The 17736-nt window shown below is 59.5% G+C and carries 11 protein-coding genes; 7 read left to right on the forward strand and 4 right to left on the reverse strand.

Annotated features, from left to right (window positions below; genetic code table 11):
- Nucleotides 1-74: 74 nt before the first annotated feature.
- Together ACILSR_RS00680 and ACILSR_RS00685 are read left to right on the forward strand one after the other, a co-directional pair.
- Nucleotides 75-6635 (forward strand): autotransporter-associated beta strand repeat-containing protein, encoded by a 6561-nt coding sequence (locus ACILSR_RS00680; RefSeq protein ID WP_395747792.1) that lies wholly within the window; start codon nt 75-77, stop codon nt 6633-6635.
- A 51-nt stretch (nt 6636-6686) separates the two neighbouring features.
- Nucleotides 6687-7736 carry a ComEC/Rec2 family competence protein gene (locus ACILSR_RS00685; protein ID WP_395747793.1) on the forward strand — a complete coding sequence of 350 codons (1050 nt, stop codon included), beginning with the start codon at nt 6687-6689 and terminating at the stop codon, nt 7734-7736.
- 7 nt (nt 7737-7743) lie between these two features.
- On the opposite strand, the gene ACILSR_RS00690 is transcribed toward ACILSR_RS00685, so the two are convergent.
- Nucleotides 7744-9369, reverse strand: a complete 1626-nt coding sequence (locus ACILSR_RS00690) for an SGNH/GDSL hydrolase family protein (RefSeq protein WP_395747794.1) — start codon at nt 9367-9369, stop codon at nt 7744-7746.
- 133 nt (nt 9370-9502) lie between these two features.
- Here ACILSR_RS00690 and ACILSR_RS00695 point away from each other — a divergent pair, with 133 nt between their 5' ends.
- Nucleotides 9503-9811, forward strand: a complete 309-nt coding sequence (locus ACILSR_RS00695) for a DUF2089 family protein (RefSeq protein ID WP_395747795.1) — start codon at nt 9503-9505, stop codon at nt 9809-9811.
- A 14-nt stretch (nt 9812-9825) separates the two neighbouring features.
- Nucleotides 9826-10467 carry a hypothetical protein gene (locus ACILSR_RS00700; RefSeq protein WP_395747796.1) on the forward strand — a complete coding sequence of 214 codons (642 nt, stop codon included), beginning with the start codon at nt 9826-9828 and terminating at the stop codon, nt 10465-10467.
- Between the two features lie 16 nt (nt 10468-10483).
- Here the strand turns inward: ACILSR_RS00700 and ACILSR_RS00705 are convergent, their stop codons facing one another.
- Nucleotides 10484-11860 (reverse strand): neutral/alkaline non-lysosomal ceramidase N-terminal domain-containing protein, encoded by a 1377-nt coding sequence (locus tag ACILSR_RS00705; RefSeq protein WP_395747797.1) that lies wholly within the window; start codon nt 11858-11860, stop codon nt 10484-10486.
- Here ACILSR_RS00705 and ACILSR_RS00710 point away from each other — a divergent pair.
- Genes ACILSR_RS00710 through ACILSR_RS00720 form a run of 3 tightly spaced genes read left to right on the forward strand, consistent with a single transcriptional unit; the run spans nt 11859 to nt 15497 of the window.
- Nucleotides 11859-12824 (forward strand): mannonate dehydratase, encoded by a 966-nt coding sequence (locus tag ACILSR_RS00710; protein WP_395747798.1) that lies wholly within the window; start codon nt 11859-11861, stop codon nt 12822-12824. The genes ACILSR_RS00705 and ACILSR_RS00710 overlap by 2 nt on opposite strands.
- Before the next feature lies 1 nt (nt 12825).
- Nucleotides 12826-14262, forward strand: a complete 1437-nt coding sequence (locus ACILSR_RS00715; protein WP_395747799.1) for an Nramp family divalent metal transporter — start codon at nt 12826-12828, stop codon at nt 14260-14262.
- 8 nt (nt 14263-14270) lie between these two features.
- Nucleotides 14271-15497: a mandelate racemase/muconate lactonizing enzyme family protein gene (locus ACILSR_RS00720; protein WP_395747800.1), complete on the forward strand. Its 1227-nt coding sequence runs from the start codon at nt 14271-14273 to the stop codon at nt 15495-15497.
- 18 nt (nt 15498-15515) lie between these two features.
- Here ACILSR_RS00720 and ACILSR_RS00725 read toward each other — a convergent pair whose 3' ends face one another.
- A complete protein-coding gene (locus tag ACILSR_RS00725) occupies nt 15516-15863 on the reverse strand; it encodes a hypothetical protein (RefSeq protein ID WP_395747801.1) in 348 nt (115 codons plus the stop codon).
- A gap of 692 nt (nt 15864-16555) precedes the next feature.
- Nucleotides 16556-17653, reverse strand: coding sequence for an alpha/beta hydrolase (locus ACILSR_RS00730; RefSeq protein WP_395747802.1), 1098 nt, complete (start codon nt 17651-17653; stop codon nt 16556-16558).
- Nucleotides 17654-17736: the final 83 nt, after the last annotated feature.

Below are 17736 nucleotides of genomic sequence, written 5' to 3' on the forward strand. Positions count from 1 at the left end.
AGAGTCTTTACAATAAAAGCTCGCCTCAGCCGTGATGCTCACCGCATCATCCACCTCCAACCACGTTTCAGGCCATGAAATCGATCGCTTTTGCCCTTCTGCTTCCCCTCGCAGCTTATGCCGACAACGAAGTCGGTTTCATTGAAAGGTTTGCCCTCGCGTCTGACAGGGAGAAGGCGCTGGCTGAGCTGGTGCCCGGCTCAGAGGACTACTATTTCTTCCATGCCCTGCATTACCAAAACGTGCGGGACAACGCAAAGCTCAATGAGATCCTCAGGCAGTGGCGCGAGAGGATGCCTGACGAGAACGAAATGCGCCGGATCATTTTAAACCGGGAGGCGCTGCTGAACTATGAGAACGCTCCGGCAGAGACACTGAAATACCTCATCGAGCGTCTGGGCATACGCCATGACCATCAGCAGGAGGTCAGGGATCGAAAACCTGATCTGCCCACCACCCTGGACCCTGCCAAAATCAGCCGTGAGGTGTATTTGAACGATGCGCTGAACAACGATCGCGGCCTGGAATCCCTCTCCCAGGACGCCCTGGCAGCCCTCATCCGTGACCAAGTGCCGCTCTCTCCGGATCAGCGCCGCAGCGTGCTCAGCAAGCTGCAACGTCCCGATGTGCCCAATCTCGTGCAGGCCATCATTGCCGATCTGCAGGCAGACCGCTCACGCAACTTCGGTTCGCTGCCGATCCACCGGAACCTGCTGCCAGAGCAGCTGGATGCGCTGCTGCAAAGTTTTCCGCAATGGCTCGGACAGCAGGCCTATGTTTACACCCGCCTGCGCAAACTGGCCCCCAGCGCAGATGTAAACCTGGAATATGACGATGCTGAGCGTGAGGCATGGCTGGACCGCGTCTGGGCGTTTGCACAAAAACTGCCCCCTTCCCAGAACACGCTGAAGGCCCGGATTCTTTACCTGCGCCTGGATCACGACCGCAAAAAGGGCGTGTATGACCGCGGCCGTTTCATCGAGTACCTCAAGCTTCCGCGCCAGACGGCCTACATCAACCTCACCTACCTCAGGAATGTGAGACCCGGTGAGATATCCGATCTGAATGCGGACCTCAGCGAGGCGCTGCTGAGCTCGCCGCCCATCGGCACGGATGAGCCACTCGTGCGCGAGTACTTCCTCCATTTGTTTGCCGCGGAAGTGAAGGCGGACTCAGACCCCAACGACGTCCTCGCGAAGTGGACGGAATACATCGCAGAAGAATGGCTGACCCCCATCCTGGCGGAGGCAGTGATCACGAACGGCATCGGCAGCGCGGAGCGCTGGGCGTCACTGATCCCGCCCGCGGAATTTCAAAGGCTGAAGGAGCGCGTGGACATTGAATTTCCGGCCACGAACGCACCGGAGTTCAAGCCTGGGGACGACATCCAGTTTGACGTCACGGTGAAAAACACGCCGAAACTCATCGTGAAGATCTTTGAGCTGAACACGCTGAATTTCTTCCAGATACAGCAGCGCCAGCTCAACACGGACTTGAATTTGGACGGTTTGGTGGCGAACAGCGAGCAGACCCATGCGATTGACGGCGGCCCGTTCACGCGCAGACGCCAGACCTTCAAATTTCCCGAGCTTAAAGGCAGGCGCGGGGCGTGGATCATTGAATTCATCGGCGGCGGGCGCAGCAGCCGCGCACTGGTCCGCACCGGCCAGTATCATGTATTGCAGCAGACCGGGCCCAGCGGAGATCTCATCCTGGTGCTGGATGAAAAGAACCAGCCCGTGAAGGATGCCGTGGCATGGTTTGAAGGGCGCAAGCTCGTGGGAAATGAAAAGCTCGGCCGGATCGTGGTGCCCTTCACAAATCAGCCGGGAACGAAAAACCTCATCATCGGCGATGCAGCCGGAGGTTTCGCGTCTCTGACAACCTTCAACCACCACGCTGAGGACTACCGCCTGGATGCACAGTTTCACATCGAGCGCGAGCAACTGCTGGCCCGGCGTGAAGCGACTCTGGCAGTCAGAGTGGCCCTCATGCTCGGGGAGGTGCACCTAGCCCCGGAACTTTTGAGCGAGCCTGTACTCATCATCACGAGCACCTCCCACGACGGGATCTCCACCACCCGCGAGGTGAAAGGTCTGAAATTGAGCGCGGGCAGCGTGCTCACGCACACGCTCACAGTGCCCGAGCGGCTGGCATCCCTCACCGTTGGATTCAAAGCCAGGGTTGAGGTGCTGAGCAACGGCGGCACGAAGAAGGATCTCAATGCCAGCCACACCTGGACACTCAATGGCATCGACAAGACCGAGGCCGTGAATGACGGCCATCTCAGCAGCTTTGATGGGCAGCGGGTGTTTGAGCTTCTGGGGAAGAACGGGGAGCCGATCGCCGACCAGCAGATCGTCTTCACTTTCAAGCACCAGGAGTTCAACCGCACGAAGGTCGTGGCGCTGCGGACCGACGAGCGCGGCCGCGTTAGTCTTGGAAAGCTCGGTGGCATTGCCTGGATGCAGGCCAGAATTCCAAACGGACGCCAGACCCTCTGGCCTCTGGAAGATGTGGCCACCACCGGGGTCACGACGGTCCATGCGAAACAAGGAGAGCAGATCCGCATTCCGGTGCCGAAGCCTTCTTCAAACAACATCTCCTTGCTCGCGCAGTCAGCCGGCACTTACCATCATGCGGTTGAATCGAAGATCCTGCAGGTGCTTCCAGATTCCATTCTCGTCAGCACCCTCGCCGCTGGCGACTACTCTCTGCGGATTCCCGGCCATGATGAAATCATCACCATCAAAGTCACACAAGGTGACGTCATTGGCGGATGGGTTCTGGGCAAACACCGGCAGCTTGAGCTCAAAGGCGGCACACCGCTGCACATCGTGAGCGTCGAAAATGACCCCGAATTCATCACCGTAAAACTGGCCAACAGCAGTGCGTTTGCGCGGGTGCATTTCGCCGCATCACGCTTTGATCCAGGACGCGGGATCTTCGACGGTCTGGGCGGCTTTGCGCGCTTTGGTCCTGCCTTCGGCACACCGGCGAAAAATCCAAACCTCTATTCTGCGGGACGGGAGATCGGCGATGAGTACCGCTACATACTGGAGCGGCGCTACGCGAAGCTCTTTCCGGGCAACATGCTCACGCGCCCCGGCCTGCTGCTCAATCCATGGGAGATTCGCAAGACGGACCTGGACGCGCTTGATCAAGCGAGTGGACAAAATGCAGGGATGACCGCAGGCGGAGCGGTGGCCACGATTCAAAACCCAGTCCCTCTTCCCGCCAGCAAGCAGAAAAGCCAGGCCGGGCCGTCCGGCGGGACGAACCTTGACTTCCTCGCTGCATCCGCGCCGGTGATCTACAACCTGATCCCCGACAAAGACGGCGTCGTCCGCATTGAACGCAAAGCGCTGGGAGACCGCCAGCACGTGCAGATCTACGCCGAGGATCTGCAAAACGCCTCGTGGCGCACGCTAACCCTGCCGGAGGTGCCCACGAAGTTTGCGGACCAGCGCCTCGCAAGGAATCTGGACCCCGCGACTCCCTTCACGCAGAAGAAGGAGATCACCGTCCTGGACAGCGGCAAAGCGCTCACGCTGGCTGACATTCTGACCAGCGAAATGGAAACCTACGACACGCTCGGCAGCATCCACTCGCTCTTCACCACCCTCACCGGAAATGAGGTCCTCGCGGAGTTCGCCTGGGTGCTGAACTGGCCGAAATTGAGTACTGAAGAAAAGCGCTCGAAGTACGGCGAATTCGCCTGTCATGAACTGAACTTCTTCCTCTCCCGCAAGGACAAGGAGTTCTTCACCTCAGTGGTGAAACCCTACCTGGCAAGCAAGAAGGACAAGACCTTCATGGATGAGTACCTGCTGGGCATGGATCTGAGCAGGCATTTGGACACCTGGGCGTACGCGAAGCTGAACATCGTGGAGCGGATCCTCCTGGCCCAGCGCATCGAAAACGAGGCCCCCAATGCGGCACGGCTTGTTCGCGAGTTGTGGGAGATGATTCCGCCGGCCCCAGAACAGCAGGATCACTTTTTTGAAACGGCGCTGCGTGGCCGCGCAATGGACGAAGGAAATTCGAATGGCTTCGCAGACGCCTCGAAAAACGCGGAGAAAAAAGCCCCGGCACGACCGATGATTCTCGGTGCGGCGTTCACTGGCGATCGCATGGCTCCTGGAGCGCCACCACCGCCTCCCGCCCCCGCATCCATGGCCGGTGCCGGAGGGGCGGCGATGGTGCCACAGCTTCGGAAGCGTTCCTTCACCTCAAAGGAAATGGAAGAGCTTGCCAAGGACAAAGATGCCAAGCCCGAAGCGCTGGTCGAACTTTCCGTGGCGCGCGAACTGGCTCTCACCAAAACAGGCACTGGAACCCTTACCTTAAACGGTGCCAACACATACACCGGCGGCGTCACCATCAATGGCGGAACCCTGGTGTACTTCGGCGGTGCGGAGGCCGCGGAAGCGCGCAAGGAGGTCCGCAGCTTCTTCCGTGCCCTGGGCCCCACCAAGGAATGGGCGGAGAACAACTACTACAAGCTGCGCATTTCGACTCAAAACGCAGACCTCATAACCGTGAATGAGTTCTGGCGGGACTACGCCGCCTGGGTCGCGGCAGGCTCGAAGGGTGGGTTCGTGTCCGGCAGAGTGGCCGAGGCGAGCACCAGTTTCGCTGAGATGATGCTGGCGCTCAGCGTGCTCGACCTTCCGTTTGAGGCCGCAAAACATCAGACGAAAAGTGACAACGGACAGTTCACCTTTACGGCAGGCGGCCCATGCATCGTCTTCCACAAGGAGATCAAGCCAGCCGCTGGAGCCAACAATGCCCAAGGGCAGTTGCTGGTCTCGCAGAGCTTTTACCGGCAGAGCGACCGATACCGCATGGAGGGGAACGAGAAATTTGAGAAGTATGTGGCCACCGAGTTCCTCAATGGAGTCACCTATGGCGCCAGCGTTGTGGTGACCAATCCCACCAGCAGCCCCGTGAAGGCTGTGGTGCTGCTGCAGATCCCTCAGGGTGCTCTGCCAGTGCTCGGCAGCAAGGCCACGGGCTCCCGCCAGATCCGGCTGGAACCCTACACCACGCAGACTTTTGAATATCATTTCTATTTTCCGCTGGTGCCGGCAAAGCCAGGTCTCAAATTTGCCCACTTCCCCGTCAATGTAGCCACAAGCACGAGTGCCGTTGGTGCAAAGCCCTTTGAATTCAATGTGGTGTTAAAGCTTACGGAAGTGGACAAGGCTTCGTGGGATTACGTCTCCCAGAACGGCAGCGAGGCGGAGGTGTTTGCCTTTCTGGAACAGAACAACCTCGCCGCCCTGAACCTGGGCCGCGTGGCCTGGCGCTGCCGTCAGAGTGTGGATTTCTACCGCAAGCTGATCGCATTCATGCACACCCACCATGTGGATGATGCCACCATCGACACCTACGCGCTGCTGCACAATGACGCGGCAACGCTGCGCGAATGGCTGAAGTCCCGCTTTGGCGATGCATGCGGCCCGTACTTCACGAGCAAGCTGCTGACGCTGGACCCCGTCGAGCGCCGCAGCTATGAGCAGCTTGAATACTCTCCGCTGGTCAATCAGCGCGCCCATCGCGTCGGCAGCGAGTGGAAGATCGCCAACCCTGCGGTGTTAAATCAGTACACCCGCCTGCTGAACATCCTGGCGCACAAGCCCCAGCTGGATGCCATGGACAGCCTGAGCGTGGCCTACCACCTCTTTTTGCAGGATCGCGTGGAGGAGGCGCTGGCCCGCTTCAAAGGCATCGATGCAGGCAGGCTCCCCACCAAAATCCAACATGACTACTTCCAGTGCTATGCAGCCTTTTATGAAGGCGACCTGGCTGCGGCACGCGGGCTGGCCGCGAGGTATGCGGACTATCCGGTGCCGCGCTGGAAGCTGCTCTTTGCAGATGTGGCCGCGCAGTTGGAAGAGATCGATGGCAAGGCTGCAAAGAACGAGAAGGGTGACAAGCCCGACCGCGAGAAGCAGCAGGCAGAACTCGCCGCCACCGAGCCAGGATTTGATTTCAAAGTAGAGAACAGGAACATCGCTCTGAGCTGGAAAAACTTGGCGGAGGTGACGGTGAACTATTATCTGATGGATCCAGAGTTCAGCTTCAGCAGCAGTCCTTTTGTAAGCCAGGACGCCGGCCGCTTCAGCATCATCAAGCCAAACAAGAGTGCAGTGCAACCCCTGCCGAAGGATCGCAGCGCGCTGGACGTCGCGCTGCCGGCTGAGTTTGCAAAAGCAAACGTGCTGGTGGAAGTCCTCGGAGCCGGTCAGCGCAAGACGCAGGCCTATCTTGCCAATACGCTGAAGGTGGCGATCACGGAAAATTACGGCCGTGTTGAGGCCCGTGACGCCACGACGGACAAGCCGATCGCAAAGGCTTATGTGAAGGTTTACGCGCGCCTGCAAAACGGCACCATCCGATTTTTCAAAGACGGCTACACCGATCTCCGCGGACGCTTCGACTACGCGAGTCTGAACGGGCCGGAGAATGGCGCGTCCCAGCCCACGCCGTATGAAGGTGCTCCCGCCAATGGACTCGACTACCAGGCGTTGAAGCCTGCGGAGCTCAACCATGTGGAAAAACTCGCCTTGCTCATCCTGAGCGACACCCACGGGGCAACGGTGAAGGAAGTGCGCCCACCCGGACGGTGAATGCGGAGTTTGTGAGAGAACCTGACATCCAGCAGCGTGAACTCGCATTCCATGAAACTGATCCTCGCCGCCTTCCTCGCCCTCACCCTCAGTGCCACCGCACGTGACAAGACGCTCGACTTCTACTGGATCGACTCCGAAGGCGGCGGCTCCACGCTGATCGTGACTCCCGAGGGTGAGTCAGTGCTCATTGACACGGGCAATCCCGGCGGGCGCGATCCGCAGCGCATTCAGAAAGTCGCCACCGAGCAGGCAAAGCTCACCCGCATCGACCACGTCATCATCACCCATTTCCATGCCGACCACTTCGGTGGCCTGGCGGAACTGGCGGAACTCATGCCGGTGGGAACGCTCTATGACAAAGGCATTACCGAAGCCAGCCCGGACGGCAAGGCGCAGGACATGCGCTGGACGCTGACGAGCCGCCCCTACCGCAACGCCAAGGTGGAAAAGCGCGTCACTCTGACAGCCGGCTTTGAGCTTCCACTGAAGCAGACCGAGGGAGCACCCAAGCTGGTGCTCCGCTGCCTGGGCGCCAATCAGCAGTTCATCCCGCCGTATCCAGACCAGCCCGAAAATCCGCTCAAAGGTTCCGTTCCCTCTAAGCCGATCGACACCACCGACAACGCCAACAGCGTGGTGATGCTGCTGAAGTTTGGTGAGTTCCGCTTCTTCGATGGCGGAGACCTGTCCTGGAACGTGGAGGAAAAACTGGTCACCCCTTTTAATCTGGTGGGCACGGTGGACCTGTATCAGGTGAACCATCATGGACTGGACGTAAGCAACAATCCCATCCTCATCCACAGCTTGCAGCCCACCGTTTCCGTGATGAACAACGGCCCGCGCAAGGGCACCAGCAAGTCCGCCATGGATGCCCTCAAATCGACCCCGACCATCCAGGCAATGTATCAAGTGCATGAAAACGTGCGCGACGACCATGAGAACACGTCAGACAAGAGCATGATCGCCAATCACGGAGATCTCGCCGAAGGCTGCGCCGCAAATCACATCCACTGCACGGTGAGTACAGATGCGAAGAGCTACACCGTGGAGGTGCCCTCGCAGAAGCACAGCCGCACCTACCAGACTCGCTCAAAGTAGCGACGCGCTACTTCTTGCCAGCCAGTGTGGAGCGAATCACCGGAGCGAGCCACTTGGCAGTTTCGTCGGCGATGACATTGTAGCCAGCGAGATTGGGATGGCGGTCGCCCGCCCAGCCAGGAATGTGGCCGTAGATGCCATCGAGGCGATTGTCGAGAACGACGACGGAAGGATCTGTGCCGGGCTGGATGTAGGGAGTGGCGAAGGAACGGAGATTTTCGGGGATTTTCGACAATGGAAATCGGCGATAATTGAGACCGTCAGGATTCTTCTTCAATTCAGCAAGGTAGCGCGGCGCGATATCGAAGAGCGTAAGTTTTTCATCCTTGGCGATCTGCTTGATGAGAGCGTTGATGTCCTCGTGCAGATTGTTAAGAGCATAAGGGATGGCTGTCATCGGGATCAGCATCGCCTTGGGATGGTCTTTGCGCAGACGCTCAAGCAGCTCATGAAAATCCTTCGCGAACTGGGTGTTGAAGTCTTTGACCTTCGCCTGGTCGTTGAGTCCGTAGCGGATGAAGATGTAATCGGCCTGCGGCTTGGTTTTCACCGCCTTGTCATAGCGGGTGTCGAGCAGACGGCGGATGAACTCGCCGCTGACACCTTCATTGTACACATCGCAGGGCGGGAGATCCGGCTCGGCGGCAAGCTTGATGCGCAGCGTGTCCTCGATCTGCGGCTCGTCAGGTGCGAGCTTTTTTGGAATGCTGGCTTCGGTGGTGCTGTCACCCAGAAGGATGATCTGCAGGCGCTTTTTGCCCGCAGTGGCATCGCTGTAGGTGAAAGGATTGCCGCCGATGAACTGATCCGAAGTAATGGTGGGGCATATACGCTTTTCCACATGGGAGACGAATAGCTCGGTGCCACGTGCATGGCTGACGAAAGGCCAGCGCGCAGGGTTGTACATCGTATCCGTCAGGTCGCGCATGAGCACCACGTGCTTGCCGTTTTTGGCCATCTGGCGCAGGCCGAAGGGACGGCCGGAGACGCACATGTTCAGGTGCACCCCCATGAGGATGACGTTGTCGATGTTCTTGGATTCGAGGAGGTTCCAGATTTCGACGCCGCTGTCGCTGATGGCATCCTTGTCCTGATCGATGCGCAGCACATCGATCTGTTTCTTCCAAGGGGCCTTCGGGTTGAGTCCTTTGGCGGCAAGGCTCTGAGCCCAGGCGGCGTGCTCGGCGAGATCATCATCTTCGCCGCCATCCGTTTGATCGAGGGGATAAACGGCCATCTCTTCCGAGGGGATCTGCTTGCACCATTCCGCGATTTTGTCGGGAAGACGGGCTGCAGTGGGTGCGGACTTGGCGCGCTCGCGGGCGGGAGTGCCTTCATAGGGCTGCATGCAGCTGCTGGGGGCATGGATGATGAACACCCCGTCCTTGCGGGCCTTTTCGAGCACCTCGTTCATGCGCGGAGCCATCTCGACCTCTCGCGTGACGGCGTTTTTACAGTGGTGAGCATCCCACATGTCGCAGACGATGATCGCGGTGCGGGATGGGAGCCAGGGTTCTTTGACCTGCGTGGTTTTGCCAGCAGGAGAGCGGGACTGAAGCGTGAGGGTGAGAGGCTTCTCCTGGGCGAAAGCGGAAAGCGAGAGGAGCAGCAAAAGCGGGATGAACGAGCGCATTGAGGCGATACGCGGATTGGGCGCGCGCTTTGCGGAAAATCTTCTGAGCAGCTGGAGGCAGATGGCCAAACCTAAATAAAGTGAAAATATATTTGCATATAATTGAACATATTGTTCAATTTAATTCAACTTTATGGATGATACGTCGCCCAATCGCCGCTGGCTTGAATCGCTGGAAGATGAAGACGTCAGTTTTCTCAAACGCTTCCTGCAGTCCTCGGGCTCACTGAAGGAGCTGGCGGAGATTTACAAGGTCAGCTACCCCACCGTGCGTCTGCGGCTCGACCGGCTGATCCAGAAAGTCCACGTCTATGACGATGCGAATGCTGGGGATGCGCATGAGCGGCATCTGCGCGCACTGGCGGCCGATGGAAAGATCGACACCGCGACGCTGAAGACTTTGCTGACGAGTTATCGCAAAAGCAAAACTCCGAAATCCTGAACCAACCACAGACGATGAAACCGTATCTTTTGATTATCGCTTCTTTGATGATCGTGCATGCAATCGCTGCAGAGCCGGCGTTTCCCACTCGGGACTGGAAAGGTGGGACGCCAGGCCTCACGGTGCAGAAAGGCGCGAGCTATGACGAGACCGCCGGAACGTTTGAGGTGAGGGCCCCGGAGCAGGCGGTGGTGCCGGTGATGGTGGATGCGCAGCCGGGCGTTGGCATGCACTCCTATGCACTGCTGGGGGAGGTGAAATATGAGGGCGTCGGCGGCACCGGCTTCCTGGAGACGTGGACGAGCCTCGGTGGCAACAAGGCTTTCTCACGGACGCTGGGGGAGTACGGCCCGATGTCAAAACTGACGGGTAACAGCGCGTGGCGTGAATTCATGCTTCCGATGAATTTAACAGGAGCATCTGCGCCCGTGACGCAGATCGAGATGAATGTGGTGCTTCCGGACGGTGGCAAAGTGTGGCTCAGAAAGCTGCGTCTTGAGCCGATGACAAACGGAACACCTTCCTCCAACCTAACCGCGGTCATGGTCGGCACGGGAGGGCTGGTGCTCGCGCTCGTCGTGGCACTGCTGATCCTTCGCAAGCGGCGTCAGTCGAGCGAGCAGGAAATCAAACGCATGATGGCGGCCGACGTGTGAGCCGCTCACCAATCGGCTACTTGGAGAGTTTTTCGTGCAACTCATGCACTTTTCCCGCGATGCGTTCTTCCACGCTGTCAGCCCATCCGGCCGCGGCTTCGTAGCCGCCTTCCTTGAGGACGCGGAGGCTGGGGACATAGCCGGTGTAATCATTGGAATAACCAGCGACCCAGACACCGGCGGCACCAGCGAACTCGCGCTTGAAGCGCAGGGAGTAGTCCACCACGACTTCGCTGCCGAGGGTGATGAAAGTGAGGTCGTTGCCGATCTTGATGACCTGCACCGGATAGTCGTGGTCTGCGCGGCCCGGCTTGGCGTAGCTGAGTTTGATCTCCTCATACGCAGCGCGTATCGGCCCACTGACAGGACGCGGATTGACGACGAGTGCCATTTCAACGGCATTGGAAAGCGAACGGCCATGCTGCATGGAAAGCTCCAGATCGGTGACGCCTGGAACGACATCGCTGCGACGTGGATAGGGGTTTTGATCAGCGCCGCAGCCCATCAGGAACAGGGCAGTGAAGCCGGGGCGGTGCTCCTGCAGGTATTCCTGCGCAAAACCCGCGTAGTCTCCACACCAGTTGTAAAAGCCGAGGCTGGTGTTGTGGCAGGCGTAGCCGAACATGGTGGCACGCAGCGTGCCGTCGGGTGCTTCGATGCGCAGCGCCGGCGCTTCGTGATCGACGGGACCATCCGGATTGGGCGCTTTGTTGGCGTTCGGATGATCCGGGGGCAGCGTGTAATCACGACGACGATTCATGGCGAAACCGCAGCGCGCCTTGTTCCAGGTGAGGCGTGCGGGCTGCATTTCCTTGAGCGCTTTGCCGATCAGGTCAACGAGGTCATTTTGCAGCTTCTGCGTGTATTCCCACAAATCTTTCGCCTTGGGGTTGTCCTTGTCTGCTTCCGTCAGCGGAGTCGTTCGAAGAGAAGGACCACTGTGGGTATGCGAAGCGTTCATCACGAGATGGGCAGGCGGCAGCCCAAACTCCTTCTCCGCACGCTGCGCTACATCATGCCGGAGAAGCTGCGGCACGCCGATGAGATCGAGCGTCACAAACACCAGCTTGTTTCCCTGCTCGTCCTCCAGGGCCAGCGCCTTGGCGAACAGATCCTGAACCTTGCCTTCCGCCGGTTTTTTGCGCGCCGCGTACCCAGCCATCCAGAGCAGCTTCTGCGGCGTCACTTTGACCGTGGCGGTTCCAGCTTTCCAATTCGCCGGCACGTGGGGAGCCACGGATTTCGGCGGAGTTGGAGGCGAAAGCGGCGTGGCTCCTGGCGGCGCGGCAAGGACGGAACTGGTCAACAGAATGGCGAGCGAAAAAGCGCGGAGCGACATGCACAAACTACGGACGCGCTCACGTTGTTTGTTCACTCCGGAATCATCTTTCATGCGCCTCGCTTCCGTTCTCACACCTCTCAGCGACCATCATCTGGCCCTCGCAGCCCAATGTGGCGTCGAAGAGATAACGGTGCGCTATCCAGGACCGGAATTGGAGCCTTTGCTGCAGACCAAAGCACAGATCGAGCGCCACGGCATGAAGCTGGGCATCATGGAAGGCTACCTGCCCATTGAGAAGCTCAAGCTCGGAAAGGACGACGGAAGCGACATGAGAGCGATGAAACGGCTGCTTGAACACATGAGCGAGGCGGAGATTCCGCTGCTCTGCTACAACTTCATGGCAGGCACCGACTGGGTGCGCACCAAACTGGATGCCAGGGAGCGTGGCGGAGCGCTGGTGACGGCCTTTGATCTCAAAGATGCAAAACAAGCCATGTCTTTGAACGCGACGGCGATTCAGGCTTGCAGCGAAACAATCACGGCCGACGCCCTTTGGACGAACCTGGAGCGCATGCTCGCCGAACTACTTCCTGCGGCAGAAAAACACGGCGTGACGATGGTCATGCATCCCGATGACCCGCCGCTGGCCGAATTCGCCGGCAAGGCGCGCATCATGAACAGCGTCGAAAACTTCGAGCGGCTCATGCGCCTTGCACCGAGCCGGCACAATGCGATCTGTTTCTGCCAGGGCACCTTTGCGGAGATGGGTGCGGACATTCCCGCCGCCATCCGCCGACTCGGCACGCACATCCGCTACGTTCATTTTCGCGACACGCGCGGCAATGCAGAGTGTTTTGCCGAGACGTTTCATGACAACGGCCCCACGGACATGGTTGCCGCCATGCGCGCCTATCACGACATCGGCTTCACCGGTCCCATGCGTCCCGATCATGTGCCTCAGCTCGACGGCGAAGAAGATGGCGAGCCCGGCTACACCATGATGGGCCGTTTGTTCGCCTACGGCTACATGCGCGGGCTGATTCAAAGCGTTCAAGCCGGCCAGCCCACATCCTGACATGAATCCTTCCAACCCGAATCACGGCTGCCTTCCTCCTTGGAAGACCGACGATCTCCCCGCGCCGCTGCCATTCAGTTTGCGCAATGCGCTGCGCACCATCGGGCCGGGGGCCATCCTGCTCGTGGGAGCCATTGGGATGGGCGAGTGGATCGCTGGACCGTTGTTTGTGGTGCAGCACGGACGCAGTGTGCTGTGGATCGCGACGCTGGCCTTTGTGCTGCAATCACTGCTGAATCTCGAAGCGGTGCGCTACACGCTCTACACGGGCGAGCCGGCTCTCACGGGCTTCATGCGGATGCGGCCGGGATCGCGGGTGTGGGGCGTGTTTTATGCGCTGGCGGGCTTTGCGCAGCTCGGCATGCCTGCGGCGGCGGCTGGATGCGCAGGTGTGGCATTTGCGATCCTGCAAGGACGTGCTCCGACGAATGCTGATGCGTCGATGGTGACGTGGATCACGGTGGCAATCGTATTAATCTCGGCCGTGGTGCTCGCCTCAGGCAAGAAGGTCGAGCGGCTGCTGGAGCGGCTTTCGTGGATGATGATCATCTTCATCTTCGGATTTCTGCTGTGGGTGAACTTCACCTTTGTGCCGCTCAAGGACTGGAGCAGCACGCTCACAGGCTTCTTCTCGTTCGGAGTGGTTCCTGAGAAGGTTGATTTCGTGATGCTGGCAGTGTTTGCTGCGCTCGCAGGCAGCGGCGGCATTGGCAATCTCGCCATCGCCAACTGGTTTCGTGACAAGGGCTTCGGCATGGCTTCCAAAGCAGGCAACATGGGCGGCGTGTGGAGCACGGAGCAGACATTGGCCCCCGTAGGCAGCGTGTTTCCGATCAACGTGGAAAATTTGAAGCGCTGGCGCGACTGGTGGCGTTACGCGATCATTGATCAATCTGGCCTGTGGATGCTGGGATGCATCGTGGGCATGTTTTTGATGGTGAATCTGGCCTCGTCATTGTTTCAGCCCGGCATGCAGGTCACCGGCGTTGCGGCGGGTGTGTTTCAAGCGGCGGAGATGCGCAAGCTATGGGAAGGCTTCTGGATTCTCGGCCTCATGAACGGCTTCTGGATTCTGTTTTCGACGACGCTGACGAATGTGGATGTGCTGGCCCGCGTGGTGGCAGACATGGCATGGGCAGGCGGTGCGGTGCCGAAGAAAATGCCGGTGGGGCGGCTCTATGGCCTGCTGCTGCTCGGCTTTACGGTGATCGCGTGCTTCGGCGCATTCCTTGGCGACGCGAAACTGCTGCTCATGATTCTCGGCGCCACCGCCGCACCTATCACGGCCTTGTCCGCGCTGCAAATCCTGCGCCTCAACACCACACTGCTGCCACGTGAACTGCGCCCGCCGCTGTGGCGCAAGATCGCGCTCATCTTGTGCGCCTTGTTTTACGGCTTCATTTCATTCGCCATGTTCCACCAGATTTTCTCAAACTGATCCCCCTCATGTCACGCATCACCGCCATCGAAACCGCCATTCCGTCCGGCATCATGCCGAATCTGCTGCTCGTCCGCATTCACACGGAGGACGGGTTCATCGGCTGCGGCGAGACGTATTACACTCCGCATGCCATCGCGGCGTTGATTCACGATTGGATGGCAGAGCGCCTGCTCGGAGCCGATGCGCTGGCGATCGAGGCGCACTGGCGCTTTATCTATGAGCGCTGCACGCCGTTTGGGCATCCGGGCGCGGAGATGCGCGCGCTGTCGGCCATTGATCTCGCGCTGTGGGACATTCTTGGGCAAGCCTGCAACCAGCCGGTGTATCGCCTGCTCGGCGGGCCGGTACGTGATGCGATTCCCGTGTACAATACGAGCGGCGGTCCGAGTTACGGCGCGCTGGCAGGTGCCACAGAAGCTCCACGTCATCCGGGCTGGCCGGGCTATGGCGACATCGGCAGCAAGGGACCGCTGCAGGACAACTGGGCCTCTCATTTTGCCGCCGGTGACCTCGCTGAGGAATTGCTCGCGGAAGGCATCACCGCGATGAAGCTGTGGCCCTTTGATCGCGCGGCACATCGTAACGGCGGTCTGCACATCTCATGGGCCGATGTCGAGGAAGCCATAAAACCCCTGCGGGAGATTCGTAATCGTGTGGGCATGAAAATGGACATCGCCATCGAAGGGCACGCGTTTTTCCAGCTCCCGGCGGCCGAACGCATTGCCGAAGCCTTGCGCGAGATCAAGCCGCTCTGGCTGGAAGACGTGCTGCGCGTGGACAACGCAGCCACGCTGGCCGATTTCCGTCGCCGGAGCGGTCTGCCCATCGCGGCGAGCGAAATGCTGCTCGGCCGCAAAGAATATTTGAGCGTGCTGCAAGCTCAGGCCTGCGACTACTGCATGGTCGATCCCACCTGGAACGGCGGCATCAGCGAAACCCGCCGCGTCATCGACATGGCGCAGACCTTCAACGTCCCCGCGACGATTCACGACTGCACCGGCCCGCTCACGCTGTTCAGCGGCCTGCATCTCGCGGCGTCATCGGCCAATGTCGTGTTTCAGGAGACGGTTCGTGCGCACATCCGCTCGTTCTACGACAAGCTGGTCGATACGCTGCCCGTCATCGTAAACGGGAAGGCGCAGCTGCCCACGGGAACAGGCATGGGGACAAAGCTGAAGGACGAGTTGTTCCGTGAAGGAGTGAACGGATGGCGGAAGAGTGTGGCGAAGTAGCGGGGTTTAAAAACCGCTTCACAGCTTGGCTTTCATCCACGAGTAGAAGCTCGCACCGATTTGGGCGTAGCCCGCAGGATTCGGATGCACGCCGTTGTTGTTCGGGTAGCCATCCACAGGATCGAGATTGAGCTCGGTGGGAACAATGAAGATGCCTTCTTTTTCGCGCCCCGAGAGGCGCTTGAGCATGAGCTGCACGATGCGGTGCTGGATGCGTTTCCAGCCCCAGCGTGGATACTTGTCCTTGTAGTTCGCAGTGAATCCTTCCTGACGCGCATTCGGCGGCGTGGTGAGACCGACGGCGAGTTTGGCGTTGGGCGCAGCCTTGTGGAATGCCGCGAGGAGCTTGTCCGCATTGTCGAGCACCTCATTGATCTTGGCATCCGGGTTGTTCGGATCGGCTTGAAGTAAAAAGCAAGGTCGAATTGGGGGTCTTTAATGCCTTCCTTTGTGAAGATGAAGGGGCTGGTGGCTTTGCGGGCGAGCGGACCTGCGGCAACACCGGGAGCTTCTGGCGTGTATTTGGTGAGGAAGTCGATCCACTTCCAGCCACCGTAACCTTCATGCGCGACACCTGGCTTTACGCCTGCAGGTTTGTGAGTGCCGAGCAGCGTGGCCTTGGGATTGCCTGGCAGGGCCAGCAGGCGGGCAATTTCATTCGGGTAAACACTCGCATGCGTAAGGCTGTCGCCGACAATAAGAAGACGAAGCGGCTTGGTGGAAGCCGACTTGCGCGGGGAGATGTGCAGCATGGTCCTCCCCTGCTCCAGCACTTTGCCGCCAGCATCTTTGACGGTGATGGCAATCGGGTGATCACCCACATCGGCATCACTCGGTGTGACCGTCCAACGGCGCTCTTCGTTTTTGCCCAGCTTGCAGGTGAACTCGTAGCGATAGGCTTCGGGAGTCTCCGTCAGCACGATGTTGTCGTGGTAGATGCTCATCGGCACATCGGGCGTGGCGTACACGACAGGCGGCAGAGTGAGCTGAAGATCGCCGGCAAAGGCGGAGGCGGTGACGGCAAAAAGGAGACTGAAAATCCGGTGCATGATCTCCCACTACGGAGCACCATGCCCCAATCGTTCCAGGAAGCGCAGGATGGCGGCCATGGAAAGCTGGCCTCCTGGAGTGGACGGAAAGTAGTCCATGCCGTGCGTGGCCCACGGAAGTTCGAGGAAAAAGTGATCGGCTCCGATCTGGGCCAGGCTGGTGCTAAATCGGCGGCTGTGGCCGATGCCGACGAGGGAATCCTGGGTGCCGTGAAGGATGAGGGTGGGCAGGCGATGCGTTTCGAGAAATTCGGTGGCGGAGGCGGTGCGGTAACCATCGGCAGCCTCATGTGGATCTCCGCCCATGTACTGCCGGACGAGGGTGAGAGATTTCAACAAATCGTCCGGCACCGACCACTCGCGGGCCAGATGCATGTTCGGCGTGCCATAGACATCGATGCAGGCACGTGCCCCGAGATCTGGCATGCCATAGGCGCAGGCCGCGGCGATCTGCGCGCCCGCAGAGCGGCCCATCAGAACGATGTGATTTGCATCGATGCCGAGCTCAGCGGCGTGTTCGCGCACCCACGCGAACGCATGGCGCGTGTCTTCCCCCTGCGCTGGCCAGCGGTGCTTGGGCGCAAGCCGGTAGGCATAGGAGCAGAGCACATAGCCATGGGAGGCGAGCTCGGTATTGGCCGCGATGAACTCCCCCGGATCGCCGCTGTCCCAGCCGCCTGTGTGCGCAATGAGCACACAAGGCTGCGGCTTCGCTCTGCCAATGGGGCGATACGTCACGACGTCCAGCGATTCACCACCGCCATTCCAGTAGGTGCGCCGTTCCACCTGAACCTTAAGTTTGCCGGAGTGCAGCGGCATCCAGAGTCGCAGCCAGGAGAAGGCCAGGCCCTGGGCTTTGGCGATGCGGGATGCCTGCACCGCTGGGATCAGGAAAACGATGGCAAGCAGGAGGCAGAGCAGCGCAAGCCAGCGCGATGAACGCAAGGCGGGATAGACTGACGCGAGCAGCAAAAGTGTGAGCCAGTGGCCAAACTCAGTGGTCACGAGCTGGAGCTGCCACTGCAGGCGCGTGGGCGCCATGATCCAGGCGTTGACCGCCAGAAAGCAAAGAAGGAGAAGAACCAGGATGAGCGCCACGGATTTCACGGATCGGGTGATGTCCGTCTATACCATGATTCTGGATTCACCCATGCCACAAAAAAGGCGCAGATCGTGCGATCCGCGCCTTT

Origin of the sequence: Prosthecobacter sp. (genome assembly GCF_044222565.1) — a bacterium.
Taxonomy (GTDB): Bacteria; Verrucomicrobiota; Verrucomicrobiia; order Verrucomicrobiales; family Verrucomicrobiaceae; genus Prosthecobacter.

Coding starts and splice junctions, on each gene's coding strand:
- ACILSR_RS00695 (WP_395747795.1), top strand. CDS start 9,503: ATGGATGATACGTCGCCCAATCGCCGCTGGCTTGAATCGCTGGAAGAT.
- ACILSR_RS00700 (WP_395747796.1), top strand. CDS start 9,826: ATGAAACCGTATCTTTTGATTATCGCTTCTTTGATGATCGTGCATGCA.
- ACILSR_RS00720 (WP_395747800.1), top strand. CDS start 14,271: ATGTCACGCATCACCGCCATCGAAACCGCCATTCCGTCCGGCATCATG.
- ACILSR_RS00715 (WP_395747799.1), top strand. CDS start 12,826: ATGAATCCTTCCAACCCGAATCACGGCTGCCTTCCTCCTTGGAAGACC.
- ACILSR_RS00685 (WP_395747793.1), top strand. CDS start 6,687: ATGAAACTGATCCTCGCCGCCTTCCTCGCCCTCACCCTCAGTGCCACC.
- ACILSR_RS00710 (WP_395747798.1), top strand. CDS start 11,859: ATGCGCCTCGCTTCCGTTCTCACACCTCTCAGCGACCATCATCTGGCC.
- ACILSR_RS00680 (WP_395747792.1), top strand. CDS start 75: ATGAAATCGATCGCTTTTGCCCTTCTGCTTCCCCTCGCAGCTTATGCC.
- ACILSR_RS00690 (WP_395747794.1), bottom strand. CDS start 9,369: ATGCGCTCGTTCATCCCGCTTTTGCTGCTCCTCTCGCTTTCCGCTTTC.
- ACILSR_RS00705 (WP_395747797.1), bottom strand. CDS start 11,860: ATGAAAGATGATTCCGGAGTGAACAAACAACGTGAGCGCGTCCGTAGT.